This is a genomic window from Ruegeria sp. YKSD163, from assembly GCF_059612905.1.
This window is the reverse complement of record NZ_JBXWRM010000010.1, coordinates 65,920-91,006: the sequence shown is the minus strand read 5'-3', so window position 1 is coordinate 91,006 and position 25,087 is coordinate 65,920. Positions and strand designations below refer to the sequence as shown.

Annotated in this window: 26 protein-coding genes; 9 read left to right on the top strand and 17 right to left on the bottom strand. The window is 65.2% G+C overall.

The genetic code is table 11. The features are described from left to right. Positions 1-29: 29 nt before the first annotated feature. From scpB to AC2FNA_RS14350, 6 genes are all read right to left on the bottom strand, one after another. A complete protein-coding gene (gene scpB, locus AC2FNA_RS14375) occupies positions 30-686 on the bottom strand; it encodes an SMC-Scp complex subunit ScpB (RefSeq protein WP_496827636.1) in 657 nt (218 codons plus the stop codon). Then, positions 683-1,474: a segregation and condensation protein A gene (locus tag AC2FNA_RS14370; protein ID WP_496827634.1), complete on the bottom strand. Its 792-nt coding sequence runs from the start codon at positions 1,472-1,474 to the stop codon at positions 683-685. The genes scpB and AC2FNA_RS14370 overlap by 4 nt, the downstream gene beginning before the upstream one ends. Further along, positions 1,464-2,471, bottom strand: coding sequence for a beta-N-acetylhexosaminidase (nagZ, locus tag AC2FNA_RS14365; RefSeq protein ID WP_496827633.1), 1,008 nt, complete (start codon positions 2,469-2,471; stop codon positions 1,464-1,466). The genes AC2FNA_RS14370 and nagZ overlap by 11 nt, the downstream gene beginning before the upstream one ends. After that, positions 2,468-3,559: an SPOR domain-containing protein gene (locus tag AC2FNA_RS14360; RefSeq protein WP_496827631.1), complete on the bottom strand. Its 1,092-nt coding sequence runs from the start codon at positions 3,557-3,559 to the stop codon at positions 2,468-2,470. Before AC2FNA_RS14360 ends, nagZ begins: the two co-directional genes overlap by 4 nt. A gap of 94 nt (positions 3,560-3,653) precedes the next feature. Then, positions 3,654-5,399 (bottom strand): arginine--tRNA ligase, encoded by a 1,746-nt coding sequence (gene argS, locus AC2FNA_RS14355; RefSeq protein ID WP_496827629.1) that lies wholly within the window; start codon positions 5,397-5,399, stop codon positions 3,654-3,656. Positions 5,400-5,472: 73 nt separating this feature from the next. Next, complete coding sequence (locus AC2FNA_RS14350) at positions 5,473-6,630, bottom strand: deoxyguanosinetriphosphate triphosphohydrolase (RefSeq protein ID WP_496827627.1); 1,158 nt, start codon at positions 6,628-6,630, stop codon at positions 5,473-5,475. A 75-nt stretch (positions 6,631-6,705) separates the two neighbouring features. Between AC2FNA_RS14350 and AC2FNA_RS14345 the strand changes: the two genes are divergently transcribed. Then, positions 6,706-7,029, top strand: a complete 324-nt coding sequence (locus AC2FNA_RS14345) for a HesB/IscA family protein (protein WP_496827625.1) — start codon at positions 6,706-6,708, stop codon at positions 7,027-7,029. Between the two features lie 4 nt (positions 7,030-7,033). On the opposite strand, the gene AC2FNA_RS14340 is transcribed toward AC2FNA_RS14345, so the two are convergent. The 3 genes from AC2FNA_RS14340 to AC2FNA_RS14330 are packed head-to-tail and all read right to left on the bottom strand — an operon-like array spanning position 7,034 to position 9,461. Continuing rightward, positions 7,034-7,921, bottom strand: a complete 888-nt coding sequence (locus AC2FNA_RS14340; RefSeq protein WP_496827623.1) for a DMT family transporter — start codon at positions 7,919-7,921, stop codon at positions 7,034-7,036. Continuing rightward, positions 7,918-8,994 carry a DUF6902 family protein gene (locus tag AC2FNA_RS14335; RefSeq protein WP_496827621.1) on the bottom strand — a complete coding sequence of 359 codons (1,077 nt, stop codon included), beginning with the start codon at positions 8,992-8,994 and terminating at the stop codon, positions 7,918-7,920. The genes AC2FNA_RS14340 and AC2FNA_RS14335 overlap by 4 nt, the downstream gene beginning before the upstream one ends. Positions 8,995-9,053: 59 nt before the next feature. Beyond that, positions 9,054-9,461: a hypothetical protein gene (locus tag AC2FNA_RS14330; protein WP_496827619.1), complete on the bottom strand. Its 408-nt coding sequence runs from the start codon at positions 9,459-9,461 to the stop codon at positions 9,054-9,056. 346 nt (positions 9,462-9,807) lie between these two features. Between AC2FNA_RS14330 and xth the strand changes: the two genes are divergently transcribed. Then, positions 9,808-10,614: an exodeoxyribonuclease III gene (gene xth / locus AC2FNA_RS14325; protein WP_496827617.1), complete on the top strand. Its 807-nt coding sequence runs from the start codon at positions 9,808-9,810 to the stop codon at positions 10,612-10,614. Between the two features lie 86 nt (positions 10,615-10,700). Here xth and AC2FNA_RS14320 read toward each other — a convergent pair whose 3' ends face one another. Both AC2FNA_RS14320 and dksA read right to left on the bottom strand, forming a co-directional pair. After that, positions 10,701-11,873 carry an FAD-dependent monooxygenase gene (locus AC2FNA_RS14320; RefSeq protein ID WP_496827615.1) on the bottom strand — a complete coding sequence of 391 codons (1,173 nt, stop codon included), beginning with the start codon at positions 11,871-11,873 and terminating at the stop codon, positions 10,701-10,703. A gap of 72 nt (positions 11,874-11,945) precedes the next feature. Further along, positions 11,946-12,422 (bottom strand): RNA polymerase-binding protein DksA, encoded by a 477-nt coding sequence (gene dksA, locus AC2FNA_RS14315; RefSeq protein WP_496827613.1) that lies wholly within the window; start codon positions 12,420-12,422, stop codon positions 11,946-11,948. 335 nt (positions 12,423-12,757) lie between these two features. Between dksA and AC2FNA_RS14310 the strand changes: the two genes are divergently transcribed. The 6 genes from AC2FNA_RS14310 to AC2FNA_RS14285 all read left to right on the top strand — a co-directional run bounded on the left by AC2FNA_RS14310 (position 12,758) and on the right by AC2FNA_RS14285 (position 18,452). Continuing rightward, entirely contained in the window at positions 12,758-13,603 is an 846-nt protein-coding gene (locus tag AC2FNA_RS14310; protein WP_234145444.1) for an AAA family ATPase, read from the top strand. 204 nt (positions 13,604-13,807) lie between these two features. Then, positions 13,808-15,217 carry a DUF2927 domain-containing protein gene (locus AC2FNA_RS14305; RefSeq protein WP_496827610.1) on the top strand — a complete coding sequence of 470 codons (1,410 nt, stop codon included), beginning with the start codon at positions 13,808-13,810 and terminating at the stop codon, positions 15,215-15,217. Positions 15,218-15,224: 7 nt separating this feature from the next. Then, positions 15,225-15,392 (top strand): hypothetical protein, encoded by a 168-nt coding sequence (locus AC2FNA_RS14300; RefSeq protein ID WP_011048221.1) that lies wholly within the window; start codon positions 15,225-15,227, stop codon positions 15,390-15,392. A gap of 4 nt (positions 15,393-15,396) precedes the next feature. Next, entirely contained in the window at positions 15,397-16,581 is a 1,185-nt protein-coding gene (locus AC2FNA_RS14295) for a vWA domain-containing protein (RefSeq protein ID WP_234162376.1), read from the top strand. A 182-nt stretch (positions 16,582-16,763) separates the two neighbouring features. Beyond that, entirely contained in the window at positions 16,764-17,450 is a 687-nt protein-coding gene (locus tag AC2FNA_RS14290; RefSeq protein ID WP_234145440.1) for a M48 family metalloprotease, read from the top strand. Between the two features lie 18 nt (positions 17,451-17,468). Further along, positions 17,469-18,452, top strand: coding sequence for an LLM class flavin-dependent oxidoreductase (locus AC2FNA_RS14285; protein ID WP_496827607.1), 984 nt, complete (start codon positions 17,469-17,471; stop codon positions 18,450-18,452). On the opposite strand, the gene AC2FNA_RS14280 is transcribed toward AC2FNA_RS14285, so the two are convergent. From AC2FNA_RS14280 to AC2FNA_RS14260, 5 genes are all read right to left on the bottom strand, one after another. Then, complete coding sequence (locus tag AC2FNA_RS14280; RefSeq protein ID WP_496827605.1) at positions 18,444-18,998, bottom strand: RSP_2648 family PIN domain-containing protein; 555 nt, start codon at positions 18,996-18,998, stop codon at positions 18,444-18,446. The genes AC2FNA_RS14285 and AC2FNA_RS14280 overlap by 9 nt on opposite strands. Next, on the bottom strand, positions 18,995-20,206 hold the full coding sequence (locus AC2FNA_RS14275) for an RSP_2647 family RNA methyltransferase (protein ID WP_496827604.1): 1,212 nt from the start codon (positions 20,204-20,206) through the stop codon (positions 18,995-18,997). Before AC2FNA_RS14275 ends, AC2FNA_RS14280 begins: the two co-directional genes overlap by 4 nt. Positions 20,207-20,245: 39 nt before the next feature. Beyond that, a complete protein-coding gene (locus AC2FNA_RS14270) occupies positions 20,246-21,022 on the bottom strand; it encodes a DUF6778 family protein (protein ID WP_496827602.1) in 777 nt (258 codons plus the stop codon). 127 nt (positions 21,023-21,149) lie between these two features. Then, positions 21,150-21,425: a hypothetical protein gene (locus AC2FNA_RS14265; protein ID WP_496827600.1), complete on the bottom strand. Its 276-nt coding sequence runs from the start codon at positions 21,423-21,425 to the stop codon at positions 21,150-21,152. Then, positions 21,409-24,210 carry a [protein-PII] uridylyltransferase family protein gene (locus AC2FNA_RS14260; protein WP_496827598.1) on the bottom strand — a complete coding sequence of 934 codons (2,802 nt, stop codon included), beginning with the start codon at positions 24,208-24,210 and terminating at the stop codon, positions 21,409-21,411. The genes AC2FNA_RS14265 and AC2FNA_RS14260 overlap by 17 nt, the downstream gene beginning before the upstream one ends. Before the next feature lie 81 nt (positions 24,211-24,291). On the opposite strand from AC2FNA_RS14260, the gene AC2FNA_RS14255 reads away from it, so the two are divergent. Then, positions 24,292-24,765 carry a YbaK/EbsC family protein gene (locus AC2FNA_RS14255; protein ID WP_496827596.1) on the top strand — a complete coding sequence of 158 codons (474 nt, stop codon included), beginning with the start codon at positions 24,292-24,294 and terminating at the stop codon, positions 24,763-24,765. Here the strand turns inward: AC2FNA_RS14255 and AC2FNA_RS14250 are convergent. Continuing rightward, entirely contained in the window at positions 24,752-24,907 is a 156-nt protein-coding gene (locus AC2FNA_RS14250) for a hypothetical protein (RefSeq protein ID WP_496827594.1), read from the bottom strand. The genes AC2FNA_RS14255 and AC2FNA_RS14250 overlap by 14 nt on opposite strands. Between the last annotated feature and the right edge of the window lie 180 nt (positions 24,908-25,087).

Here is a 25,087-nt window from a genome sequence, read left to right as displayed (position 1 = left end):
CAAATTTGGGAAATTTCAGGGCCTCGGCATCAATCTTCTTCAAAAAGCTCGGATTGGCCTTCGTTCTCCTCGCCCTCTTCGCGGGCTTCGGCAATCGGCAAGGCGCCCGGCGGTGGCCTGTTTTCCAGCAGCCCGGCGGCGCGCAATTCCTTGAGGCCCGGCAGGTCACGCGCGCTTTCCAGCCCGAAATGGTCCAGGAAATGCGGCGTCACCACAAAGGTGACCGGGCGGCCCGGTGTCATCCGGCGGCGGCCCAGACGGATCCACTCCATTTCCAGCAACTGGTCGATGGTGCCCCGGCTGACCGAGACGCCCCGGATCTCTTCGATCTCCGCTCGGGTCACCGGTTGGTGATAGGCGATGATCGCCAGCGTCTCGATCGCCGCGCGCGACAGCTTGCGAGTCTCGACCGTTTCCTTCTGCATAAGGAAGCCCAGGTCGGGCGCGGTGCGAATGGCCCAGCCCTCACCCACCTGCACCACCCGCACGCCGCGCCCCTCGTAGCGTTTGCGCAGCATCTCAAGCGCCCGGGCCGGGTCGCTGCCATGGGGCATGCGCGCGCCCAGGTCGCCCACGCCCACCGGGTCGGGGCTGGCAAACAGCACCGCCTCGACCATGCGTTCCTGTTCCGCCAGCGGCGGCGCCTCGAACAGGCTTTCGGTGCTTTCCTCGGGCGCGTCGCTCATGTCTCGGTATCTTTCTTGCGCAGGTGGATCGGGGCGAACAGCTCGCTTTGCCGGATTTCCAGATGGCCCTCCTTGACCAGCTGCAACGAGGCGGCAAAAGTCGCCGCCGTGGCCGAGCGGCGGCGCACCGGATCCTTGCCCCAACCTTCGGGCAGATAGCTGGCCATATCGGTCCAGCTGCCGGCGAACCCGATCAGCCCGCGCATCCGTTCCAGCGCCTGCTCCATCGTATAGACCTTGTCACGATCCATCACGAAGGGGCGGAATTCGTCGCGGGTGCGGATGCGGGCATAGGCCTGCATCAGGTCCAGCAGCGAGGCGGAATAGGTCACGGTGCGGATGCGGGCGATATCCTCGCCCTTGCCACGGCGGAAAAAGTCGCGCCCCAACTGGTCGCGCCCCATCAGCCGCGCGGCGGCATCGCGCATCGCCTGCAAACGCTCAAGCTGAAAGGCCAGATGCGCGGCCAGTTCCTCGCCCGAGGGGCCATCCTCGTCCGGGTCGGGGGGCAACAGCAGGCGCGATTTCAGAAAGGCCAGCCAGGCCGCCATCACCAGGTAATCGGCGGCCAGTTCGATACGCAGCGCCTTGGCGCGTTCGACAAAGGCCAGATATTGCCGCGCCAGTTCCAGCACCGAGATCTTGCGCAGATCCACCTTTTGCGTGCGCGACAGGGTCAAGAGCAGGTCAAGCGGCCCCTCGAACCCATCCACATCGACGATCAGCGCCTCGGCGGCCAGCCGGTCGGCAACCGAGGTCGGTTCATCGCTGAAAAGGTTATCCGTCATACACCTGCCCGCCCATGAGGCGAGATAGTTCCGCCTCGGTGGCGGGGATGTCAAGTTCCCCCGGCGGCTGACGCAGAGCAAGCGCCCGTTCTGCTCGCGCCTGGGCCTCGACACTCATCCGGCCAGCGGCCCCTGCGGCGGCCGCGCGCTCGGCCAGGGTCTGGTTGCAGACCAGAGCCACGTCGCAGCCAGCGGCCAGCGCCTGAACAGTCTTGTCGGCGATCGTGCCTGCCAGCGCCTTCATCGAGATATCGTCGGTCATGATCAGGCCCTGAAACCCGATCCGTTCGCGGATCAACGCCATCATCACCGGCGAGATGGTGGCGGGGCGCGGGTCGATCCGGTCATAGACCAGATGCGCCGTCATCCCCATCGGCATATCGTTCAACGCGCGAAACGGGGCAAAGTCGGTGCTATCCAGCGCCTCGGCCCCAAGCGCCACATGCGGCAAGTCATGGTGGCTGTCCAGCGTGGCGCGGCCATGGCCGGGCATATGTTTGACCACCGGCAGCACGCCGCCGTCCAGATGCCCCTGCGCCACGGCGCGGCCCAGCCGGGCCACGGTTTCCGGGTCAGAGCCGTAACAGCGGTTGCGCAGGAACGGATGGGTGTCGTCGCGCGCCAGATCGAGCATCGGGGCGCAATTGCTGTCGATCCCCACCGCGCGCAGCTCATGCGCAATCAGCCGGGCGCGCAGATACATCGCGCGCTCGGCCCCTGCGCCAGCCCGCGCCACATGATCGAGCGGGTGGAGCCAGTTGCGTGCCAGCGGCGGGCGCAGGCGCTGCACCCGGCCGCCTTCCTGATCGACGGTGATCACGCAGTCTCGGCCCACCGCATCGCGCATGTCCGCGCAAAGAGCGCGGACCTGATCGGCGCTGTCGACATTGCGGGCAAACAGGATGAAGCCAAACGGATCGGCCTCGCGAAACAGGGCCTTTTCATCGGCAGTCAGCCGCAGCCCCTCGGCATCAAGAATGGTGGCGCCAAAGTTCACCGGGTGGTGACCGGGATGCAATCGGCGCGCTCGGCCACCAGAACCGAGCAGAAATGCCGGGCCTCGGCAAGATCGTCAAACCCGGCGGCGCGCAAGCGATAGAAAGTGCGCCCACCGCTGGAGGCCTCCTGGATCACCCGCTGCTTGCCGTCGAGATATTCACCAAAGCGGCCATTCAGCCGGTCCCATTCCGCCCGTGCGATCTCGGGGCTGTCATAGGCGCCCAGCTGGGCCAGGCGTGTGCCCACCGGCAGGCTGGCCGGGTCCAGATCCACCGCGGTGGCGGCGCCAACAGCGGCGGTCACTGCCGCGTTCATGGCCGCGCGCGCCTCGGTCTCGGCCGGAACCGAACGCTGCGGCCGGGTCTGGGGACGCAGCGACCGGGCCACGCCGGGTTCGTCCACCAGCGCAAGCTGCGGGTTCTCGGCCAGCAGGTCGGCGGGGTCGATGGCGGGCAAGGGTTCGGGCTGTTCGATCGAGGCGGTACGGCTGGTGCCCTCATCCAGCAGGGCGCTCTCGCGCGCTTCCAGTGGCGCGGTACCCTCGGTCAGCTCCGCCACCAGCCTGTCGATATCGCCATTGCGAAAGGCCTCGACCGCTTCGGGATCGGCGGCATCGACCTCAAGCGATGCCTGGGTCGGACGCAACTCGTCCATCGGCAGGTCCTCTTCGCTCAACGACACAGGGCGCGGCGCCAGAACCAGACGGTCGGCGGGCGGCGCGGCGCTGCCCGCTGCGGCCACGGTGTTAACGGCAAGGCCCTGATGATCGGCGGGAGTGCCGCCGGGCTTTTCTGGCTGGATGCGCATCGGGCCTTCGACCGCACGCACGACCGGGACACCGCTGACATCGCGCATCACCAGCTTGTAACCCCAGATACCGATGCCCACGACGAGCGCCAGCGAGCCAACCGCCCCGGCAACGCTGATCGCGCGGGCCAAACCGGGTCTTGCGGGGGCGAGGCCATAGTCCTCGCGCACGTCCTCGGCAAGGGCCTCTTCCTCGACGTCCAGCCCCATGCCGGGCATCTGATAGCTATACTGCACCTGGTTCGGGTTCACGTGACCCGCGTAATCGAAACTCGCCATATCCGCCTCACTGCCCTATCGCGCAATTCGTTGATCACGCGAAGGTATTTCTTGAAACTGCCTCGGCCGACGGTTTGGGCGGTGTTGTTTCGAGTTACCGCATCTCCTCCGCCGGAGTGACGCCAAGAATAGCAAGACCGGCTGAAATCACAACCGCCACCGAACGGGCCAGAGCGATTTTTGCCTGGCTTGTGCCTTCATCACCATCCTGAATAAATCTGAGCTCGACCAGATCGTTGCCGCGGTTCCAGAGCGCGTGAAAATCTCCTGCAAGTTCATAGAGATAGAAGGCGATCCGGTGCGGTTCGTTGGTGCGGGCCGCGATCTCGACCAGGCGTGGCCATTCTGCCAGCTTCCGCATGACGGCCAGTTCCGCCTCGTGACCCAAAAGGCCCAGATCGGCCGCTCGCAGTGCTGCATCCGAGGTGTCGATCCCCGCCTCGGCAGCCCGCCGCAACACCGACGAGACCCGCGCATGGGCGTATTGCACGTAGAACACCGGGTTTTCGCGGCTCTGCTCCAGCACCTTGTCGAAATCGAAATCCAGCGGCGCGTCGTTCTTGCGGGTCAGCATGACAAAGCGGGTCACATCCGGGCCCACCTGATCGACCACATCGCGCAAGGTGACGAAGTTGCCCGCCCGTTTCGACATCTTGAAGGGCTCGCCATTCTTCCACAGCTTGACCAGCTGGCACAGCTTGATGTCGAGCGGCACGCGCCCGTCCGACAGCGCCGAAACGGCGGCCTTCATCCGTTTGACATAGCCGCCATGATCGGCGCCAAACACATCAATAAGCGCGTCGAAGCCTCTGGAAACCTTATCATAATGATAGGCGATATCGGGGGCGAAATAGGTCCATGCACCGTCCGATTTCATGATCGGGCGGTCGACGTCATCCCCATGTTCGGTGGATTTGAACAGGGTCTGTTCGCGCGGCTCCCAATCCTCGGGCAGCTTGCCCTTGGGCGGCTCCAGCGTGCCGCGATAGATCAGCCCCTTGGCGCGCAGACTGTCGATCGCCGCCTCGATCCGGCCCGTGCCATAGAGTGACTTCTCTGAATAGAACACGTCCATCTTGACCCCGAGCTGGGCCAGATCGGCCCGGATCAGATCCATCATCGCATCGGTGGCAAAGTTGCGGATTTCCTCAAGCCAGACCTCTTCGGGTTGATCCACATAGGCGTCGCCCACCTTGTCCTTGAGCGCCTGGCCCACCTCGACCAGGTATTCGCCGGGATAGGTGCCATCGGCGAATTCCACCGCCTGGCCATGCGCCTCGAGATAACGCAGATAGACCGAGCGGGCGAGCACGTCGACCTGGGCGCCGCCATCGTTGATGTAATATTCGCGCGTCACCTGATAGCCAGCGTAATCCAGCAGGCTTGCCAGCGCATCGCCGAACACCGCGCCCCTTGTGTGGCCTACATGCAGCGGGCCGGTGGGGTTGGCACTGACATATTCCACGTTGACCTTCTTGCCCTGCCCCATGTCCGAGCGGCCATAGGCGGTGCCGTCCAACAGCACGGTACCCACGACCCGCTGCCAGACGGGCGCGGCCAGGGTCAGGTTGAGAAAGCCGGGGCCCGCCACCTCGGCCTTGGCCACGCGGTCATCGGCGACCAGCCGGGTGGCCAGCGCTTCGGCGATGTCGCGGGGTTTCTGGCCGGCGGGCTTGGCCAGCACCATGGCGGCATTGGTGGCCATGTCGCCATGGGCGGCATCGCGCGGCGGTTCGACCGCCACATTGGCGAAATCGAGGCCCTGGGGCAGCGCGCCCCCGGCCTGCATCTGTTCCAGCGCCTCCAGAACGAGGCCGCGCATCTCGGTAAAGAGGTTCATCTCGGCATCCTTTTGCTTGACTGGCGGTTTACCACGCAAACCGCCAAGGTCAATGCAGCCCCGCGTGCGCCCGTCAGTGCCGGATCGGGTCGCTTCCGGTCAGCCGCGCGTGGTCCTGCAAGGCAAAGCGGTCGGTCATGCCCGAGACATAGTCGGACACGATCCGCGCCAGCGCGGTCTCGTCCGGGGCGGCGTCGATCTCGCCATGCCAGTGTTTCGGCATCTGCCGGGGATCGCCCAGATAGATCGGAAAAAGCTCCTCGACCACTCGCGCCACCTGTTCGCGCACCACCATGACCGAGGGCGCGCGATACATGCGGGTGAACAAAAAGGCCCTGATCTGGCGCAGATCGGACCAGAGCGCATCCGAAAACCGGATCACCGGGCGGCCCAGATGGCGAATATCCCCAACGCTTTCGGCCCCCGATCCGGCCAGCGCCGCACGCGACGTGTCGATCACATCGGCCACCATCACGCCAAACACCCGTCTCAGCGCCTCGTGCCGCCGGCGATAGGCATCGGTATCGGGATAGGTGCGGTCGACCTCGGCGTAACAGTCGCCGACGATGGGAAGTTCGGCAATCTCGTCATCGCTGAACAGCCCGGCGCGCAACCCGTCATGCAGGTCGTGGTTGTTATAGGCGATATCGTCGGACAGGGCGGCGACCTGCGCCTCGGCGCTGGCATGGGTGGTCAGTTCCAGATCAAAGGTGGCATTGCATTCGGCCAGCGCCCAGGGCAGTTCGCCCGTGACCGGGCCGTTATGCTTGGCAATCGCCTCAAGCGTTTCCCAGGTCAGGTTCAGCCCGTCAAAGGCGGCGTAGTGCCGTTCCAGCCGGGTGACGATGCGAATGGCCTGTGCGTTGTGGTCGAAACCGCCATAGGGCGCCATCAGCGCATGCAGCGCATCCTCGCCGGTATGGCCAAAGGGCGTGTGGCCCAGATCATGGGCCAGCGCCACCGCCTCGGTCAGTTCCGGGTTCAACTCCAGCGCGCCCGCGATGGTGCGCGCCACCTGCGCCACCTCGATCGAATGGGTCAGCCGGGTGCGATAGCTGTCACCCTCATGCTCGACAAAGACCTGGGTCTTGTGCTTCAGCCTGCGAAAGGCGCTGGCATGGATGATCCGGTCGCGGTCACGCTGGAAACAGGAGCGAAAGCCGCTTTCCTCTTCGGCCACCAGCCGCCCGCGCGCGCGGCCCGGATCCGAGGCAAACCCCGCTCTTTTCAATGGTCTCGTCCTTGTCGCCTGTCCCTGCCCACTCTATATTGCAGGCTGCACCGGAAAGAAACCGTGGAGACCGCGATGCGCCTGCCCCCCAAAGTCACCGACCGCGCCTTTGCCCGGCTGGCCGAAATCGGCGCCGCGGATCAGGGCCAGGCGCTGCGCGTCGCGGTCGAAGGCGGCGGCTGTTCCGGCTTTCAATACGAGATCGCTTTGGACGAACCCAAGGATGACGATCTGGTGCTCGAGGGCCAGGGTCAGCGGGTGGTGGTCGACGCGGTATCGCTGCCGTTTCTGGAAAACGCCGTCATAGACTTTTCCGAAGAGCTGATCGGCGCCCGTTTCGTGATCGACAATCCCAATGCCACCGCCTCTTGCGGCTGCGGCACCTCGTTCTCGATCTGAGGCCTCAGGGATCGGTTCGCAGGCTCAGTTCGCGTTCACGCGTTGGGGCCATTTGATCCCACAGTAGGTAGAGACCCGAGACCATCACGATGGCAGCGCCCAGCCAGGTCATCGGCGCGGGCCATTCGCCGAAGGCCAGCGCGCCCAGCGCCACCATCCAGACGAATTGCAGGTTCAAAAGTGGCGTGACTACATAGGCCGCCAGAAGTCGCAGCGCGATCACCAGCAGCCAGCGCGCAAGAAACAGCAGCGCCGCATAGGCGCCGACCCAGGCGAGATCCAGCATCGGCATCGGCACCCAGACAAAAGGCAGCGCCGCCGTCATGCTAAGGCCCAGTGCCAGGTTCGGATAAAATACCTGCGCCAGTGCGTTGCTTTCATGGCGGCCGATATAGCGCGACAGGATCAGCGAGAAGGTGCCCGTCACCACCCCGCCCAGCGCCCAGAGATGCCCCGCCCCGATGGCACCGATGCCCCCCGGCATCAGGCAGAGCACGCCCACAAAGCCCGCCACCAGCGCCGCCCAGGCCGCCGGACGGGCATGTTCGTCCAGCATCAGCCCCGACATCAGCGCCGCCACGATCGGCATCAGGCCGATAAAGACAAAGACATCTGCAAAAGGCAGCAGCCGGAAGGTATGAAAGAAGCAGAGCGAGGCCACCACCGTTGCCAACGCCCGCAACATCATGGCGTGGGGGCAGACGGTTCTGAGCGCCCGCGTCCGGTTACCCCGCGCCGCCGCGAGGCTGATCGCCGCAACGATGAGCCCCGAGATCGCGTAAAGCTGTGGCGCCGCATACCCCTGGGCGATGAGCTTGGTGATGGCATCCGCCGACGAGATCACCGCCGTATAGGCCAGAACCAGCCCCCCACCTGTCAGCGCCGCCCTCATCCCGCCACCCGCATCAGGCTGCTGCGGGCAAAACCGGCAAAAAAGGCATCGAACCGCGGGCTGCTGGCCTCGGCCTCGGTCAGGATGTCATGGCCGGTCTCGCTCAACTGCGCCGCGATCTGCGGACGCATCCGGTCCCAGTCGCCACTGCGCGCCGGGCCCATCCGGTAGATACATTCGGAAATCTCGCGCAGCGGTCCGCCCCAATTGGCCGCCCGGTGAAACGAAACCGGGCCTTGCGCCACCGCCCGCGCGGGCGCACCGCGGCCCGCCGCCAGCCAGGCCCAGGCGCAGACCAGATATTCGTGATAATCGTCCTGCATCTCGGCCTGCGCTCCGCTGCGAAGGGTAAATCCCCCCAGTGCGCCCGCCAGCCAGTTTTCCCAGATCGGCGAGGGCTTTGCGCCAGCATAGCGCATCGCGACACAGATTTCTGCCAAAAGATCCGCGTTTTGTTCCAGATAGGCCAATAGACCCGCATATTCGAGGCTGACAAGCGCCTCGGCCGGCAGGTTCGGGGCACGCCGCCCGTATTCGGACAGGTAGAACACGATATGGGTCAGCTCATAGGCGGCCTTCTTGTTGGGCAGTGCAAAAGTCTCGGAACGCGCGATGAAATCATGCAGCCGCGCGGTCAGACCCGCATCGCGCGACGACATCGCGACGCCGCGCCGGGCCAGCAGGCGGCGCGCCTCGGCCCGCTGCAAATCGGACAGTTCCGCCTCGGGCAGGCCCTGCCGCGCCACCCAGTCCGCCAGTTCAGCCCCGGTATCGCCCGGCATCCCCAGATCCTCGAGATCGAGGCAGATCGACAGCAGGAACCGGTAATATTGCGGAAAGAAGCGCAGCCGCTCTGGCAGGTCGGTGTAAAAGGCCAGATGCGGCTCAAGCGCCACCTGGCCCGGTGCCTGGCCGGTGCATTCCAGAATGTTCAGCAGCTCGGCATTTTCCTTGAGCCAGAATACATCGTCTCCAAACCGGCGATGGCTGGCAAAGCCTTCGATCAGCGCCGCGAGCCCCCGAAGGGGCCCGAAGCTTGGGCGCCGGGCGTTCAGCTGGATGACGTTCGACATGAGAGTTCTCCCGTGTTTCGCGGCGTCCAACAAACGCCCGGCCCTTCCCTGTTGCGTACTCAGCTGCCCGACGAGAACATCTGGGTGCCTTCGCCCAGCTTGACCGCAACCGCGCCCACCTTCTCGCAGCTGGTCGAGAACATCTGGGTGCCTTCGCCCGCGCTGGTGTTGGTGCCCGAGGCCTGGCAGCTGGTCGAGAACATCTGAACGCCCTCGCCCGTGGCGGTGTCGGCGCCCGTGGCCTGACAGCTGGTCGAGAACATCTGAACGCCCTCGCCTGTGGCGGTGTCGGCGCCCGTGGCCTGGCAGCTGGTCGAGAACATCTGAACGCCCTCGCCCATCATGGCGCGGGCCGAGGTTGTCGGCGCGGAGCCGGACGAGAACATTTCCGTTACGTCGCCATCCATCATGCTGGCACCGTCTTTGATTTCGCCTTGGATTTGGTTGATCTTGAGCATGGCAGTCATTGGTCTGTCCCCCAGAGTTGGTGTTGATGACCCCCTCACGGTTGCAGGACCGACGGCTCTCGAAAAGATATTTTTCAATCATGCGTTGCAAAATAATGAGTTATCCACATTAAGGAAATTAGGCAAAAATAAGTCATTCAATAAAATTGTAGGCCACGGAAATCATTGAAAAAAATTTATCCACAACCCGAAAATTCAGCGAATTGGGGCAAAAGTTCGGCAACTTCAAAGCGAATCGGCGGGACGAATTCGCCCGAACTTGCCGATCTGCGGGTTCTTGCATCGCTTGCCCCCGCCGCCGGGATCGGGGATAGATCGGGGCAAAGCCAGCACGGGGGACCCGGACATGAAGATCGCCACGTTCAACATCAACGGGATCAAGGCCCGCGCCCAGGCGCTCCCAAACTGGCTGGATAACGCCCAACCCGATGTCGTGCTGCTGCAAGAGATCAAGTCGGTGGACGAGGCTTTCCCCCGCGATCTGTTCGAAGAGCGCGGATATAACGTGGAAACGCATGGCCAGAAAGGCTTCAACGGGGTGGCGATCCTGTCGAAACTTCCGCTCGAGGATGTCTCGCGCGGGCTACCGGGCGACGAGAGCGACGAACAGGCGCGCTGGATCGAGGCCACGGTGGTGGGCAAACAGGCGCTGCGGATCTGCGGGCTCTACCTGCCCAATGGCAACCCGGTCGAACTGACCGAGGATGGCAACGCAGTGCCGGGCGGAAAGTACGACTACAAGCTGCGCTGGATGGAGCGGCTGCGGACCCGCGCAGCAGAGCTGTTGGCGGCAGAGGAACCGGCGCTTATGGCGGGGGATTACAACATCATCCCGCAGGCCGAGGACGCCAAGCGCCCCGAGGCCTGGCGCGAGGACGCGCTGTTTCGGCCCGAAAGTCGCGCCGCCTTTCGCCGGATCCTGAACCTGGGCTTTACCGAGGCGTTCCGAGCACGGGTGCAGGGGCCGGGGCATTATTCGTTCTGGGACTATCAGGCCGGCGCCTGGAACCGCAATGACGGTATTCGCATCGACCATTTCCTGCTGACCCCGCAGGCCGCCGACCTGATGCGCGATTGCGGTATCGACAAGGAGGTACGCGGCGGCGACAAGCCGTCCGATCACGTGCCTGTCTGGGTCGAGCTGGATATCTGAGCCGCCGGGGGGTCCGGGGGCGCTGCCCCCGCCGCGCAAGCGCGACTCCCCCGAGGTATTTTCGAACAGAAGAAAGAGAGGGCCGTTTACGCGCCCTTTGTCACGTCATGGCGGTAGAGCCAGTCGAACTGGCGCACCATGCGGGCGGGCGCCAGCCTGCCGCCCAGCGACAGGGCCAGATGCGCGGGACCGCGCAGCGGGCTGCGCAGGTGGTATTTCCAGGCATTGCCGTTAGCCGCCGCGATCACCCGGCGGGCGCGGGCCTGACGGCGGGCCTGATAGGCGGCCAAACCCAGTTCGATCCCCGGCGCCTTCCCCAGTTCATCGGCCAGCACCCAGGCGTCTTCGAGCGCCATGTTGGCGCCCTGTGCCATGAAAGGCAGCGTCGGGTGGGCCGCGTCGCCGACCAGAGTGACCCGGCCCCGATGCCAGGTTTCCGCCACCGGGTGACGGAACAGCCCCCAGAGGCCCGGCGCGCTCACCTGCGCCAGAAGGGCGGCGGGCAGGCCGGTGAAATCTGCAAACGCGGCGCGCAGGTTGGCGGGGTCGTCGGACTGGCTCCAGCTTTCGGCGGTCCAGTCGTTGCGCTCCTGCACCGCGACCAGATTGACCAGGCTTCCACCCCGCAGCGGGTAGCAGACCAGATGTCGCCCCGGCCCCATATAGACCCGCGCCTCGTCCGGCAGGCCGACCATGTTGGGTACGGTCGCGCGCCACGCAACCTGACCGGTGAAGAAAGGTTTGCCCGCCCCGTTCAGCGCGGCGCGGGCGCGCGAGTGCAGCCCGTCTGCCCCCACCACCAGATCGGCCGTCAGATGGGCCCCATTGCACATATGCAGGACCGGTGGTGACCCGGGATCGACACGGTCCACTTTCTGCAACAGCCTGACATGCACGCCTGCCCGGCGCACCGCCTCGGCCAGAAGGTCGACGAGGTCCGCACGATGTACGAAGGCATAACGCTGGTCGCCCGCATGGCGCACCAGGTCGAGCCGCACCACCTCGCCCGGGCGGCGGTAGTCCGACAACACCACCGCGCGACCCCGGACCGAAATCTCCTCGAAGGCCGGGCCCAGCCCCAGCGCGCCCAAGACCGCGGCGCCATTGGGGCTGACCTGGATCCCGGCGCCCACTTCGGCGATGGCATCGGCCTGTTCCAGCACGGTGACATCGGCGCCGCGCGCCTTGAGCGCCAGCGCGGCGGTCAGCCCGCCGATACCGGCGCCCACCACGATGATCCTGGTTCCGAACATTCCCATGCGCCCCGTTTAACGCAAAAACGCCGGGGCGAAAGGCCCCGGCGTTTCCGCTGATTGTCGCAGGTCGCGACATCAATCGTCGCGATGGACTTTTTCCCGGCGCTCGTGGCGTTCCTGCGCTTCGAGCGTCATGGTCGCGATCGGGCGCGCATCCAGACGCTTGAGCGAGATCGGGTCACCGGTCACCTGGCAATAGCCATATTCACCGTCATCGATGCGACGCAGCGCGGCGTCGATCTTGGCGACCAGCTTGCGCTGACGATCGCGGGTTCTGAGTTCCAGCGCCCTGTCCGTCTCTTCGCTGGCGCGGTCGGCCACGTCGGGAATGTTGCGCGTGCTGTCTTGCAACCCTTCGATCGTGTCGCGGCTGCCCGCCATCAATTCGTGTTTCCAGTTGATCAGCTTGCGGCGGAAATACTCAAGCTGACGATCATTCATGAATGGCTCGTCTTCGGCCGGGCGATAGTCTTCCGGCAGAAAGGATTCCGGCTTCATCTGTGCTCCCTCGGTCTGGCCTACAACGTCCGTTTCGGTAATATGTTCAGACATTCGGCTCCCCCTTCTGCCGCAGCGTTTATCCGACGAGCCAGGGAATGTCACTACACAAAGACAAGTGACGGCGGCCAAAAATCCGCCCTGACCGGCAATTCATCGCACCCGCTGAAAACTAGGCGCAAACCCTTGTTTTTTTATGAATTCGGGCCGGCACCACAGAGCCCGGGTGGAAACTGACGTTACGACATATGCAGAGGAAAGGCTCAATTTGTAAGCCTTGCGGAGGGAAACAGCCTGTTTCCGGTCTCGGGCGCGACGCGGCGGCGCGCCTTGCCAAAGCGAAACGCGCGCTTTACCTGAAGGCCAAGCACGACAGGATGAGGGCCGCCATGACCGCACGTTTCCAGGGAACCGCCGAATATGTGGCGACCGACGATCTGACGATTGCCGTAAACGCCGCCGTGACGCTGGAGCGCCCGCTGCTGGTCAAGGGCGAGCCCGGCACCGGCAAGACCGAGTTGGCCAAACAGGTCGCGGGCGCGCTGGGGTTGCGGATGATCGAGTGGAACGTAAAGTCCACCACTCGTGCACAGCAGGGCCTCTATGAATATGACGCGGTCAGCCGTCTGCGCGACAGCCAACTGGGCGAGGAGCGCGTGCATGATGTGAGCAACTACATCAAGAAGGGCAAGCTGTGGCAGGCCTTTGACGCGGACGAGAAAGTGGTTCTGTTGATCGACGAGATCGACAAGGCCGATATCGAGTTCCCCAACGACCTGTTGCAGGAGCTCGACAAGATGGAGTTCCATGTCTACGAGACTGGCCAGACCATCCGCGCCCGGCAGCGCCCCATCGTCATCATCACCTCGAACAACGAAAAGGAACTGCCCGACGCGTTTCTGCGGCGCTGTTTCTTTCACTATATCCGCTTCCCGGACGAGGCCACCATGCGCCGCATCGTCGAGGTACATCATCCCGGCATCAAGGAAACGCTGCTGACCGCCGCACTGACCCAGTTCTACGAGATTCGCGAGACACAGGGGTTGAAGAAGAAACCCTCGACGTCCGAGGTGATCGACTGGCTGAAACTGCTGCTGGCCGAGGATCTGACCGCCGAGGATCTGCGCCGCGACGGGGCCAATGCGCTGCCGAAACTGCATGGTGCGCTGCTCAAGAACGAACAGGACGTGCACCTGTTCGAACGGCTGGCCTTCATGGCGCGGGGCAAACGCTGATTCACGCGAAATTGGTGACAGATCGAGGGCGGTTCGTTTCGAGCCGCCCTTTTTGTTTCCAAAAAAGTGGTAAACGGGGCCTTAATCGCCCTTCGCGCGCTTGCCCCCAAAGGGTTGCGGATGCCACCATGTCCTTGTCAGAGCGGTAACCTTACGCCCCGACAAAGATTGACAGGTTTGGTAACGTTGAGCAGCAGTAACACGATGACAGTCAAAAGCGCCTTTTCCCGTGCCGTCTCCCGCCCGCTGTTCCGGGCGCTTGCCGTGGTTTCGGGCCTCGGCCTTGCCGCCTGTGATACTGTCCCGCTCGAGGATACGCCGACCCGCGCGCAGACGCCAGGCCTGACGCTGGAGCCGATGAAAAGCTTTGGCACCACACGGGTACAGCCGCCGCAACGGTCGAACGGCAATATCGCGGCCGATTTCCTCGCCCTGCATTTCCAGCTGGAAAGCGGGCGCGACCTACCGGTGTTTACCCGGTTCGAGACCCCGATCACCGTGCGCGTGACCGGTTCGCCGCCCGTCAGCCTGCAATCGGATCTGACCCGGCTGCTGGGGCGCCTGCGCGGCGAGGCCGGGATCGACATCCGTCAGGTCAGCGACGCCAGCGCCAATATCACCATCGAAGCTGTCAGCCGCGAGGAGATTGGCCGCGCCCTGCCCCATGCAGCCTGTTTCGTGGTTCCCAACGTATCTAGCCTGGCCGAGTTCCGCCGCGACCGCCGCAAGGACAAGACCAATTGGGCCAACCTGCGCAAGCGCGAGCGGCTGGGCATCTTCGTACCCTATGACAGCAGCCCGCAAGAGCTGCGCGACTGCCTGCACGAGGAATTGGCACAGGCGATCGGGCCGCTCAACGATCTCTACCGCCTGCCGGATTCGGTGTTCAACGACGACAATATCCACACCATCCTGACCGGGTTCGACATGCTTGTGCTGCGCGCCACCTATGCGCCGGAACTGCGCAGCGGGATGAGCCAGGCCCAGGTCGCCGCGGTGCTGCCCGACCTGCTGGGCCGGCTCAACCCGCGCGGCGTCACCGTGGCGGCGCAGCCGGTGGTCACCACCCCGCGCGCCTGGATCGACCAGGTGCAGGCCGCGCTTGGCCCGGGCGTGGCCTTTCAGACCCGTCTGGATGCGGCCAACCGCGCCGCACAGATGGCTCAGTCCTGGGGCTGGACCGACCACCGCCGCGCCTTTGGCCATTACATGCTGGGGCGGATGCTGCAAACCGCTGATCCTGACCTCGCGCAGCGGCATTTCACGACCGCCATGCAGGTGCTGCAATCGACACCGGGCACCCGGCTGCACCAGGCCTATGTGACGACCCAGACCGCCGCCTTTGCCATCTCGCGCGGCGATGGTGCCGGGGCGCTGGCCCAGTTGCGCCCGATGCGCGACGTGGCCGCCCAGGCCGAGAATGCAGCGCTGCTGGCCACCCTGATGATGCTCGAGGCCGAGGCGCTGACCCTGTTGGGCAAAACCGACGCGGCCCGCGACCTGCGGCTGGACAGCGTCGGCTGGGCGCGGTACGGGTTCGGCTCTGACTGGGCGGTTCGGGCCAAGATGCAGGAGATCGCGGCGCTGAACCCCCGCAACGCACTGGGCGGGTAAGAAACGCATGATTGTCATCGCAGCGGCGCTGTTTGGCGCCCTGCTTGGCGGGCTGACCGCCAAGCGACGTAACGGCACAACCGCGGATATCGCGCAATATGCTGCGGGCTACGCGATTGCCTTCGCGCTCCTTGGGATGATAGCAACATTGGTGATCCACCGTCTGATGGTCTGAGCCGATGTTCCTGCCCTTTTTCGAGAATTTGCGCAAAGCCGGGGTGCCGGTGTCGCTGCGCGAATACCTGACCTTTCTCGAAGGCATGAAAAAGGGGCTGGCCACTTACGATGTCGAGGCCTTCTATTACCTGGCCCGCGTCTCGATGGTGAAGGACGAGCGCAATATCGACAAGTTCGACCGCGCCTTTGCCGCCAGTTTCAAGGGGCTCGAAGAGATCACCTTTGAGCAGGTGATGGAGGCCGTGGACATCCCCGCCGACTGGCTGGAGAAGATGGCCGAGAAACACCTGTCGCCCGAAGAAAAGGCCGAGATCGAGGCGCTGGGCGGGTTCGACAAGCTGATGGAGACGCTGCGCGAGCGGCTCAAGGAACAACAGGGCCGCCACCAGGGCGGCAACAAGTGGATCGGCACCGCCGGCACCTCGCCCTTTGGCGCCTATGGCTACAACCCCGAAGGGGTGCGCATCGGCCAGAAGGAAAGCCGCCACCAGCGCGCGGTCAAGGTCTGGGACAAGCGCGAGTTCAAGAATCTCGACGACACGGTCGAACTGGGCACCCGCAACATCAAGGTGGCGCTGAAACGGCTGCGCCGCTGGGCGCGCGAGGGCGCGGCGATGGAACTGGACCTGGACGGCACCATCCGCGCCACCGCCGAACACGGCTATCTGGACGTCAAGGAACGGCCCGAACGGCATAACGCGGTCAAGGTGGTGCTGTTCCTTGACGTGGGCGGCTCGATGGACCCTCATGTGAAAGTGGTCGAAGAGCTGTTTTCAGCGGCGCGCGCCGAGTTCAAGCATCTTGAGTATTACTACTTCCACAATTGCCTCTACGAAGGTGTCTGGCGCGACAACCGCCGCCGCTGGGATGCGCAGATTCCCACCCATGAGGTGCTGCGCACCTATGGTCCCGATTACAAATGCATCTTCGTGGGCGATGCTTCGATGAGCCCTTACGAGATCGCCTATCCCGGCGGCGCCAACGAGCATTGGAACCAAGAGGCTGGTCAGGTCTGGCTGGCGCGCGCGCGCGAGCAATGGGCCAGCAACCTCTGGATCAACCCGGTGCCCGAGAAATACTGGGACTATACCCATTCGATCGGCATGATCCGCGAGATATTCGAGGACCGAATGGTGCCGATGACCCTGTCGGGGCTGGAACAGGGCATGCGGGTGCTGACCCGCTGACCGTCAGCTGCGCGGCGGCCAGCAGCGTCATGCATTCAGTACACGACCCCAGCGTTAACCCTGTCCACATCACCGGATAAAAGGGCAGAACTCTGCCCAGGATGGCGCCCTGCCCACCGTGCCGCCCCGTCATCGGCGGCTTGCCGCTTGCCCCGGACCCCGGAACGCCCCATATCTGAACCATGTTGCGCGTCACCCCGATCCTGCTGGCGGTTCTCTACGCCTTTGCCATGTACCATTTCTCGGCCTGGCGGACCCGGCGCGAGCTGGATGCCCGCTCGACCGAGCTGGCCGACCCGGCGCTGAAACGGCTGACCGACCGGCTGGCGGCGGCGCTGGGCGTGGCGCGGGTGCCGGTGCATATCTACGAGATCGACCCGGTCAACGGGCTGGCCGCGCCAGACGGGCGCATCTTCATCACCCGCGGCTTCTATCGAAAATATCAAAGCGGCGAGGTCACCGGCGAAGAGTTGACCTCGGTCATTGCGCATGAGCTGGGGCATGTGGCGCTGGGCCATTCGCGGCGCCGGATGATCGACTTTTCCGGCCAGAACGCCATGCGCACCGCGCTGGCCATGCTGCTGGGCCGTTTCATCCCCTTTTTCGGGGTCTGGATCGCCAATATGCTGACCACCCTGCTTGCCGCGCGACTAAGTCGCGCCGACGAATATGAGGCCGACGCCTATGCCGCCGCCCTGCTGACCAAGGCCGGCATCGGTGTGGCGCCGCAAAAGGCGCTGTTTCACAAGCTTGACGCGCTCACTGCGCAGCGCGCCGGGGTGGCGCCGGCATGGCTGCTCAGCCACCCAAAAACCGCCGAGCGCATCGCCGCACTTGACCGGCTCGAAGCGCGCTGGCAGGCGCATTGATCCTCAGGACCGACCCGCATGCTCTATTCCCTGCTCGACCTTGCCCCGGTGCCCGAGGGCAGCGATATTCCCCAGGCGCTGGCCAACAGCGGCGATCTGGCCGCACATGCCGAGGCGCTGGGATATCATCGCTACTGGCTGGCCGAGCATCACAACATGCCCGGCATCGCCAGCGCCGCGACCGCGGTGCTGATCGGCCATATCGCAAGCCGGACCAAGACAATGCGGATCGGCGCGGGCGGCATCATGCTGCCCAATCATGCGCCCTATATGGTGGCCGAGGCCTTTGGCACGCTGGCGTCGCTCTATGGCGACCGCATCGACCTGGGCCTGGGTCGGGCGCCCGGCACCGATATGGCTACCGCCCGCGCGCTGCGCCGGGGTCTGTCACAACAGGACAGTTTCCCACAGGATGTGATCGACCTGATCGGCTTTCTTGGCCCCGAGGATCCAGAGGCACGGGTGCGCGCCTTTCCCGGCCAGAACACCCATGTGCCGGTCTGGATCCTGGGCTCCAGCCTCTATGGCGCGCAGCTGGCCGCGCAGTTGGGCTTGCCTTACGCCTTTGCCTCGCATTTCGCGCCTCAGGCGCTGGAAGAGGCGCTGGAGGTCTATCGCCGCAGCTTCCGCCCTTCGGTTTATCTGGATCGGCCTCATGCGATGATGGCGATCAATGTCTTTGCCGCCGAAACCGATGCCGAGGGGGTGCGCCTGCGCACCACCATGCAACAGGCCTTTGCCCGGCTCAGGCTGGGGCGGCCCGGCAAACTGCCGACGCCGGTTGACGATATCGCCGCGCATCTGGATCGCGCCACGCTGGCCGGGGTGAATGCCGCGCTCAGCGTCTCGGCGGTGGGCAGCCCCGAGACGGTGCGCGCCGATCTGACCCGCATCATCAACAGATATCAGCCCGACGAGGTGATCCTGACCGGGCAAATCCACGATCACACCGCGCGCAAACGCTCGTTCGAGATCGCAGCCGGGATCCTGCGCTCACTCTGAGCGGTGGTGTTCCAGCGCCTTGCCCAGCCGGGGCAGCCGCGCCTTCTTCATCAGGCTGCGCAGGGTCCATGTCTCGCCCGACAGACGGTTGGCCTCATCCAGCACTTTTGCCGCCATGCGCGCGAAACCCTCTGGATCGTCATTGAAAAATTGCAAAAGGAACGCATCCGGGTCGATCCGCTCCAGCCCTTCCTCGGCCAGGATATTGCGCGGAAAATCGGCGCGGTTGAGGGTCACGATCACATCCGCCGACCCGGCAACGGCGGTGGCCAGCACATGGATATCCGCCGGATCGGGCAGCCACAGGCGTGCCTCGACACCCGGCGCGGGCGGCACTTCGGCTTTCGGCCAGGCGGCGCGGGTCAGGGCGATCTCGGCCCGCGCCTGAGCCTCTCCCGCCGGTCCCAGCTTGACCGCCGCGCGCGCCCATTCCTCAAGCATGCGGGCCGACCAGAGCGGGGTGAAATGCCCCAGCCGCGCCGCGCCCAGCAGCATCTCGCGCATGACCGTGGGATAGATCACGCAAGTGTCGAGCACCGCTTTCACAGCCGAAAGAACACCGCCTTGAGATAGCCACTCTCGGCCAGTTGCGGCAGTTGCGGATGGTCCGGCCCGGCAAAGCCGGTATGGATCAGCTGCGCGCTGCGCCCGGCGCGGCCGATGCCGCGCACGCTGGCCTCGCGGAACCGCGACAGATCGGCAGCATGCGAGCAGGAGCAGAGACCCAGATAGCCGCCCGGCCGCACCAGCGCCGCAGCCAGCCGTGCAACCCGTTCATACGCACGCAGCCCCGCGTCCAGCGCCTGTTTCGAGGGCGCAAAGGCGGGCGGATCACAGATCACCACGTCGAATGTCTCGCCTTCCTCGCCCAGCGCGGTCAGCACGTCAAAGGCGTCGCCCTGCCGCGTCTCGAACCGCCCGGCCAGACCCGAGGCCAGCGCCCCCTGTTCGGCCAGCGCCAGCGCCGGGGCCGAGCCATCGACCGCCAATGCGCTGCCCGCGCCGCCGGCCAGCATCGCCAGCGCAAAGCCGCCCACATGAGAGAACACGTCGAGCACCCGCGCGCCCTGCCCCGCCAGCCGCGCGGCAAAGGCATGGTTGGGGCGCTGGTCGTAGAACAGGCCGGTTTTCTGGCCACCGGTCAGGTCGGCCATATAAGTGGCGCCATTCATCAGCACCGGCACCGGTGCAGTGGGGGCAGCCCCGGCCAGCACCGCGTTTTGATCGTCGAGCCCTTCGAGCGCGCGCGTACGCCCCGAGGCATTTTTCAGAACCGTGCTGACACCAGTCACCTTGATCAGCGCAGCACTCAGCAGTTCCAGATGCGCCTCGGCCCAGGCGGCATTGGGCTGAGTCACGCAGGCGTCACCGAACCGGTCGATGATGACACCGGGGAACCCGTCGGCTTCGGCGTGGACAAGACGGTAAAAGGGGGCGTCAAACAGGCGTGCGCGCAGCGCCAGCGCCCGGGTCAGCCGCGCCTCGAACCATGCGGCGTTCAACTCCGCCTCGGGGTCGCGGTCCAGCATCCGGGCCAGGATGCGCGAGCCGGGATTGACCGCCACCAGCCCCAGCGGCGCGCGGTTGTCATCCTCGAGCACCGCAACCGTGCCCGGCGCGATCTTGCGCGTGCGGCGGTCGGTGACCACCTCGTTGTCGAATACCCAAGGCGCCCCGTGACGGATGGCACGGGCGTTTGCCTTGGGCTTCAGGCGGATGCGGGGACGGTCAAAAACGTCAGAGGGCGCTGTCATGAGCGCCCTCTTAATCCCATTCCGGTTGGCTGGGAAGTGTCAGAGACGATTCATCACCTGGATGATGCCCAACGAGGCGTTCTCGTACCCTTTGGGGTTGGTCAGCTCTTGCTGGATCACCCAGGTCAGATGGTCGGTGATCCGGACCTTTTGGGTCTGACCGCGCGCCTCGGCATTGATCGCCTGCTGGCCGCCAAAGGCCTCGAGATCGGCGCGGACTTCGCGCGGCGGCATCAGCTGCTCGCCGGTGGTCGGGTCCTTGAGGACGATGTCGAAGGTGATCGCATGTACACCGCCGGTGGTATAGCGCGCCTTTTCGGTCAGCGCGTGAAAGCGTTTTACCACGATTTCAAGGTCGGCATTGACCGGGCCATTCAGAGGGCTGACACCGCGCACCATCGCGTCCTGCACGATCTTCTGCACCTGGGCGTGACGGTCACCGATCGGATCCTCGCGCCACACGATGTCGCCGCGCGGCAGATAGCTGTTGCGCTCGGACACCTTGAGCGAGCGCGGCACCAGCACGGTGACCGAGTTGATCGATACCGGCGCCTGCCCTGCTACCAGCCCGGCAACACCCGGCTCCTGCGTGGCAGCGCGAGCGACGCTGTCGGTGTGCGGGATCACCACCTGACCCACCGCCGCGGTAGGTTGGACCCGATACTGGGGCTGCAGCAAGTCATAACCGGCCGGGGTCGTGATCGACGTGTTCGGCAATTGCTCGTAAGGGGCGTTCCGGGTCGGAACGTCGACTGCCGTGCAGGCTGCAACTGACAGGCCCAAACCGGCGAGCAGGATCATCCGCATGGTCTTCATGTCTCTTCTCCTTATTCGGGTCTCGACTCCCACAGCCATGCCCGTTTGAGGAGAATTTGCCCCGCAATTAGGGCAACTTTGCGACAAATTCCGTACGATTCAGAGATTGTTTCCGATCTGGGATCACTCAGTTTCTGGGTCTGCTGCGCCAGCCACCGCGCCGACGGGGCGCCTGTTCGGCGTTCAACCCGTCCTGCATGACGGCGGTCATCGGGTGGTCGGGTGCCTCGGCCCCATAGCGACCATGCAGATCCGCAAGCGCATCGCGCTGGTCGGTTCCCACCGGCAGGCTGAGTGCCCAGTCGAGGAAGATGGTGCGGCACTCGGGGCCCGTGATCCCCTCGATCCTGTAGGCCTCGTAGATCAACCCCTTGGGGTCATGCGGGTCACCCGTCTTCGGCATCCTTTGTTCCTCCCACCGCCGCGCCGATCAGCGCCGCCGCTTCGGCATATGTCGTCTCCAGCGCCGCTTCCAGCGACGCCATATCCTGAAACCCGGTGCTGCGGCAGAGGAAGGCCGCGCCGCCCTCGCCGATCCGCTCCGCGTCGATCATCTCGCCCGACAGCAGCCGCGCCGCCGTCTGTACCGACCAGCATAGGTCATAGGCACGGGTCAGCGACTGCGCATCCGCGACATCCAGCCATCCGGCGGCGACCGCCCCCTGCAATCCCTGCGCCACATCGCGCGCGGCGCTGCCTGACAACAGCGCGCCGGTCTGGGCTACCAGTTCGATATCCAGCATCCGGCCCGGCCCGGTCTTGGCGTCCCACACCCCGGCGGGCTGTTTCGCCGCCGCCAGCCGCGCCCGCATCTCGGCCACTTCGCGCAGCACCTTGTCGCGGTCGGCGGGGCGGCTCAGCAACTCTTGCCGGAACCGCTCGATATCCGCACCCAGTGCCTCCGACCCCGCAACCGGACGGGCACGGGTCAGCGCCAGATGTTCCCACACCCAGGCCTCGTTCAGCTGATATTCGGTAAAGCTGGTCCAGCTGGTCGCCACCGGCCCCTGTGTCCCCGAGGGACGCAGGCGCATATCGACCTCGTAGAGCTTGCCCTGCGACATCGGCGCGGTCAGCGCGGTAATCAGCGCCTGCGTGAGCCGCGCGTAATAGGGCCGGGTCGCCAGCGGGCGCGGCCCGTCCGAGCCTTCGGCGTCTTCGGGGTCATAGATCACGATCAGGTCGAGATCGGATTGCGCGTTGATCCGCCCTGCCCCCAGCGAACCCATGCCCAGCACCGTGGCGCCGCGCCCGGGCGGGGTGCCGTGTTTGCGGGCGAATTGCGCCTCGACCACCGGGAACAGCGCCGAGATCACCGCCTCGGCCAGTTCGGCATATTGCGCGCCGGCACGGGCGCCGTCGATGAGCCCTCGCAGATGATGCACGCCGATGCGGAAATGCCATTCCTTGGTCCAGCGCCGCGCCATGTCGAGCCGGGCCTCGTAATCGTCCTCGGCGGCCAGACGCTCGGCCAAATCGGCCCGCAGCGCCGCCCCGCCCGGCCAGTCGTCGAAGAACGAACCGCCAATCACCGCATCGAAGACCGATGCATTGCGCGACAGAAACGCCGCCAGCGCATGGCTGGTGCCGACGATATCGACCAACAGGTCGATCAGCTGCGGATTGGCCTCGAACAGGGAAAACAGCTGCACCCCTGCGGGCAGCCCGGCCAGAAAGCCATCGAGCGCCAGCAGCGCCTCGTCCGGTTTGGCGGTGCGCGCCAGCCGCGCCAGCAGTTCGGGCTTCAGCCGTTCGAAAATGCGCCGCCCCCGTTGCGAGCGCAGCGCCGGATAGGTAGGCCAGCGCGACAGCACATTGTCGTCGAACACCACCTCTGCCGGCAGGGCGGGCGCCGGGGCGGCGGCGCTATCGGGGGCAAAGAAATCCTCGGTCAGCCGGTGCACCTCGGTCAGGCGCCGGGTCAGGTCGGCGCGCAGTTCCGCGGCATCGATCCCCATCAGGCAGGCCACTCGGGCAATGCCCTCTTCGGTTTGCGGAATGCGGTGGGTCTGGGCATCGTGTACCATCTGGATACGATGTTCGACCTCGCGATGGGCGCGGTAGTGGCGGGTGAGCGCCTCGGCCACCTCGGGCGGCACCCAACCCTTGGCCGCCAATGCCGCCAGCCCCTCGACCGTGCCGCGTAGGCGCAGGTCACGGTCGCGCCCGCCTGCGATCAACTGCCGGGTCTGGGTAAAGAACTCGATCTCGCGGATACCGCCCCGGCCCAGCTTCATGTCATGGCCCGGAATGGTCAGGGCGCCGCCGGTGCCCTTGTTTTCGCGAATGCGCAGGCGCATGTCATGGGCGTCCTGGATGGCAGCGAAATCCAGATGACGCCGCCAGACAAAGGGGCGCAGGGTTTCCAGGAAGCGCGCCCCCGCCGCCAGATCGCCCGCGCAGGGCCGCGCCTTGATATAGGCGGCACGTTCCCAGGTGCGGCCAAGGCTTTCGTAATAATGCTCTGCCGCCTCCATCGCCAGACAGACCGGGGTGACCGCCGGATCGGGGCGCAACCGCAGATCGGTGCGGAACACATAGCCATCGGCGGTCTTGTCGCTGAGCGTGGCGCAGAAATTGCGGGTGGCGCGCACCATGCCCTGACGTGCCTCAAAGAAATCGTCGGGCTCGTAGCGGGTTTCGTCAAACAGCACGATCAGGTCGATGTCCGAGCTGTAGTTCAGTTCATGCGCCCCCATCTTGCCCATGGCCAGAATCACCATCCCGGCAGCGGTCTCCACATCCGCCTCGGTCTGGCCCGGCAGCTTGCCGCGCCGGATCAGGGCGGCGATCTCGGCCTTGGCGGCCAGATCGGCGGCCAGCGCGCCGAAATCGGTGAGCAGCGCGGTCACCTTCTCCAGCGGCCAGGCGCCCGCCAGATCAGCCAGCGCGGTCAGCAGCGCCAGTCGCCGCTTGGCCTGTCGCAAACCGGGTTTGAGCTGATCGGGCGGCAATGCGCGGGCCGCGGTCAGTTCGGCGGCCACCGCCGCATCGGCATCCTCGAGCGCGGGCGCCAGCCAGGCTGCCTCGGCCCGCATCAGCCCCATCAGATAGGGGCTGGTGCCCCCCGCGCCGGCCACCAGTTCGGCCAGATCGCCCCCCAGATCGGGCAGCAGGGCACGCGCCTCTGCTCCCAGGTCGGGGTCATAGGCACGGGGGAGTCGGGTGATGGCAAGGCGTGTGGTCATGCGCCAAATAGCGCAGCCGCCCCTCCCGCCGTCAATGCGTCAAAACTTGACCTTTGCCAGCGGAGCGGGCAGTCCTGCGGCATGAGCAAGAGCCTGAAACGGGTCCGCGCCGCACTTGAGGCCGCGCAGGTGACCACCGAGATCCGCGAGACGGGAAACGCCCGCACCGCCGAGGATGCCGCCGCCGCTGTCGGTTGCGCGCTGAACCAGATCGTCAAGTCGATCATCTTTCAGCAAACGGGCGGCAATGCTCTGGCGCTGTTTCTGACCGCAGGCGGCAACCACGTCGATCCGAACCGTGCCGCTGCCCTGTTCGGCGCTCCCCTGTCACGCGCCGATGCCGATACTGTCCGGAACAAGACGGGTTTCGCCATCGGCGGTGTCGCACCCGTCGGGCATCTGTCGCCGGTGGCCAGTTTCATGGATCCCGCGCTGATGGCCTTTCCGGTGGTCTGGGCCGCCGCAGGCACGCCGCGCCATGTCTTTTCGATTGCCCCGGCAGAGCTTCAGCGCCTGACCGGCGCCGAGGCCTCCATTTTCGTCAGGATGGGTTGATCAGCGCAAGAACCTGGCCGAGCAGCACGGTCCAGCCAAACAGCCCCAGCGCGATACTGGGCAACAGCCACCAGCCCGCCGGCATCCGATTGTCCCGGCACCGTACGTCCTGACCTGTGTTATGTGCCGTCTTTTCCGGCATGGTCGCCCCTGTTTCCCTAACGACAAGAGTATAGGTTCTGAAAATTATAAAAACCTAAATTTTCCGATGACGCAACTCCTGATTGCATATTGCACGAACACTCGCCTAAATCGTGATGTAAATCTTTTTCACATACCCTCTTGCATTGTCTCGCCCACCGCCCCACATCGGCAATGTGAA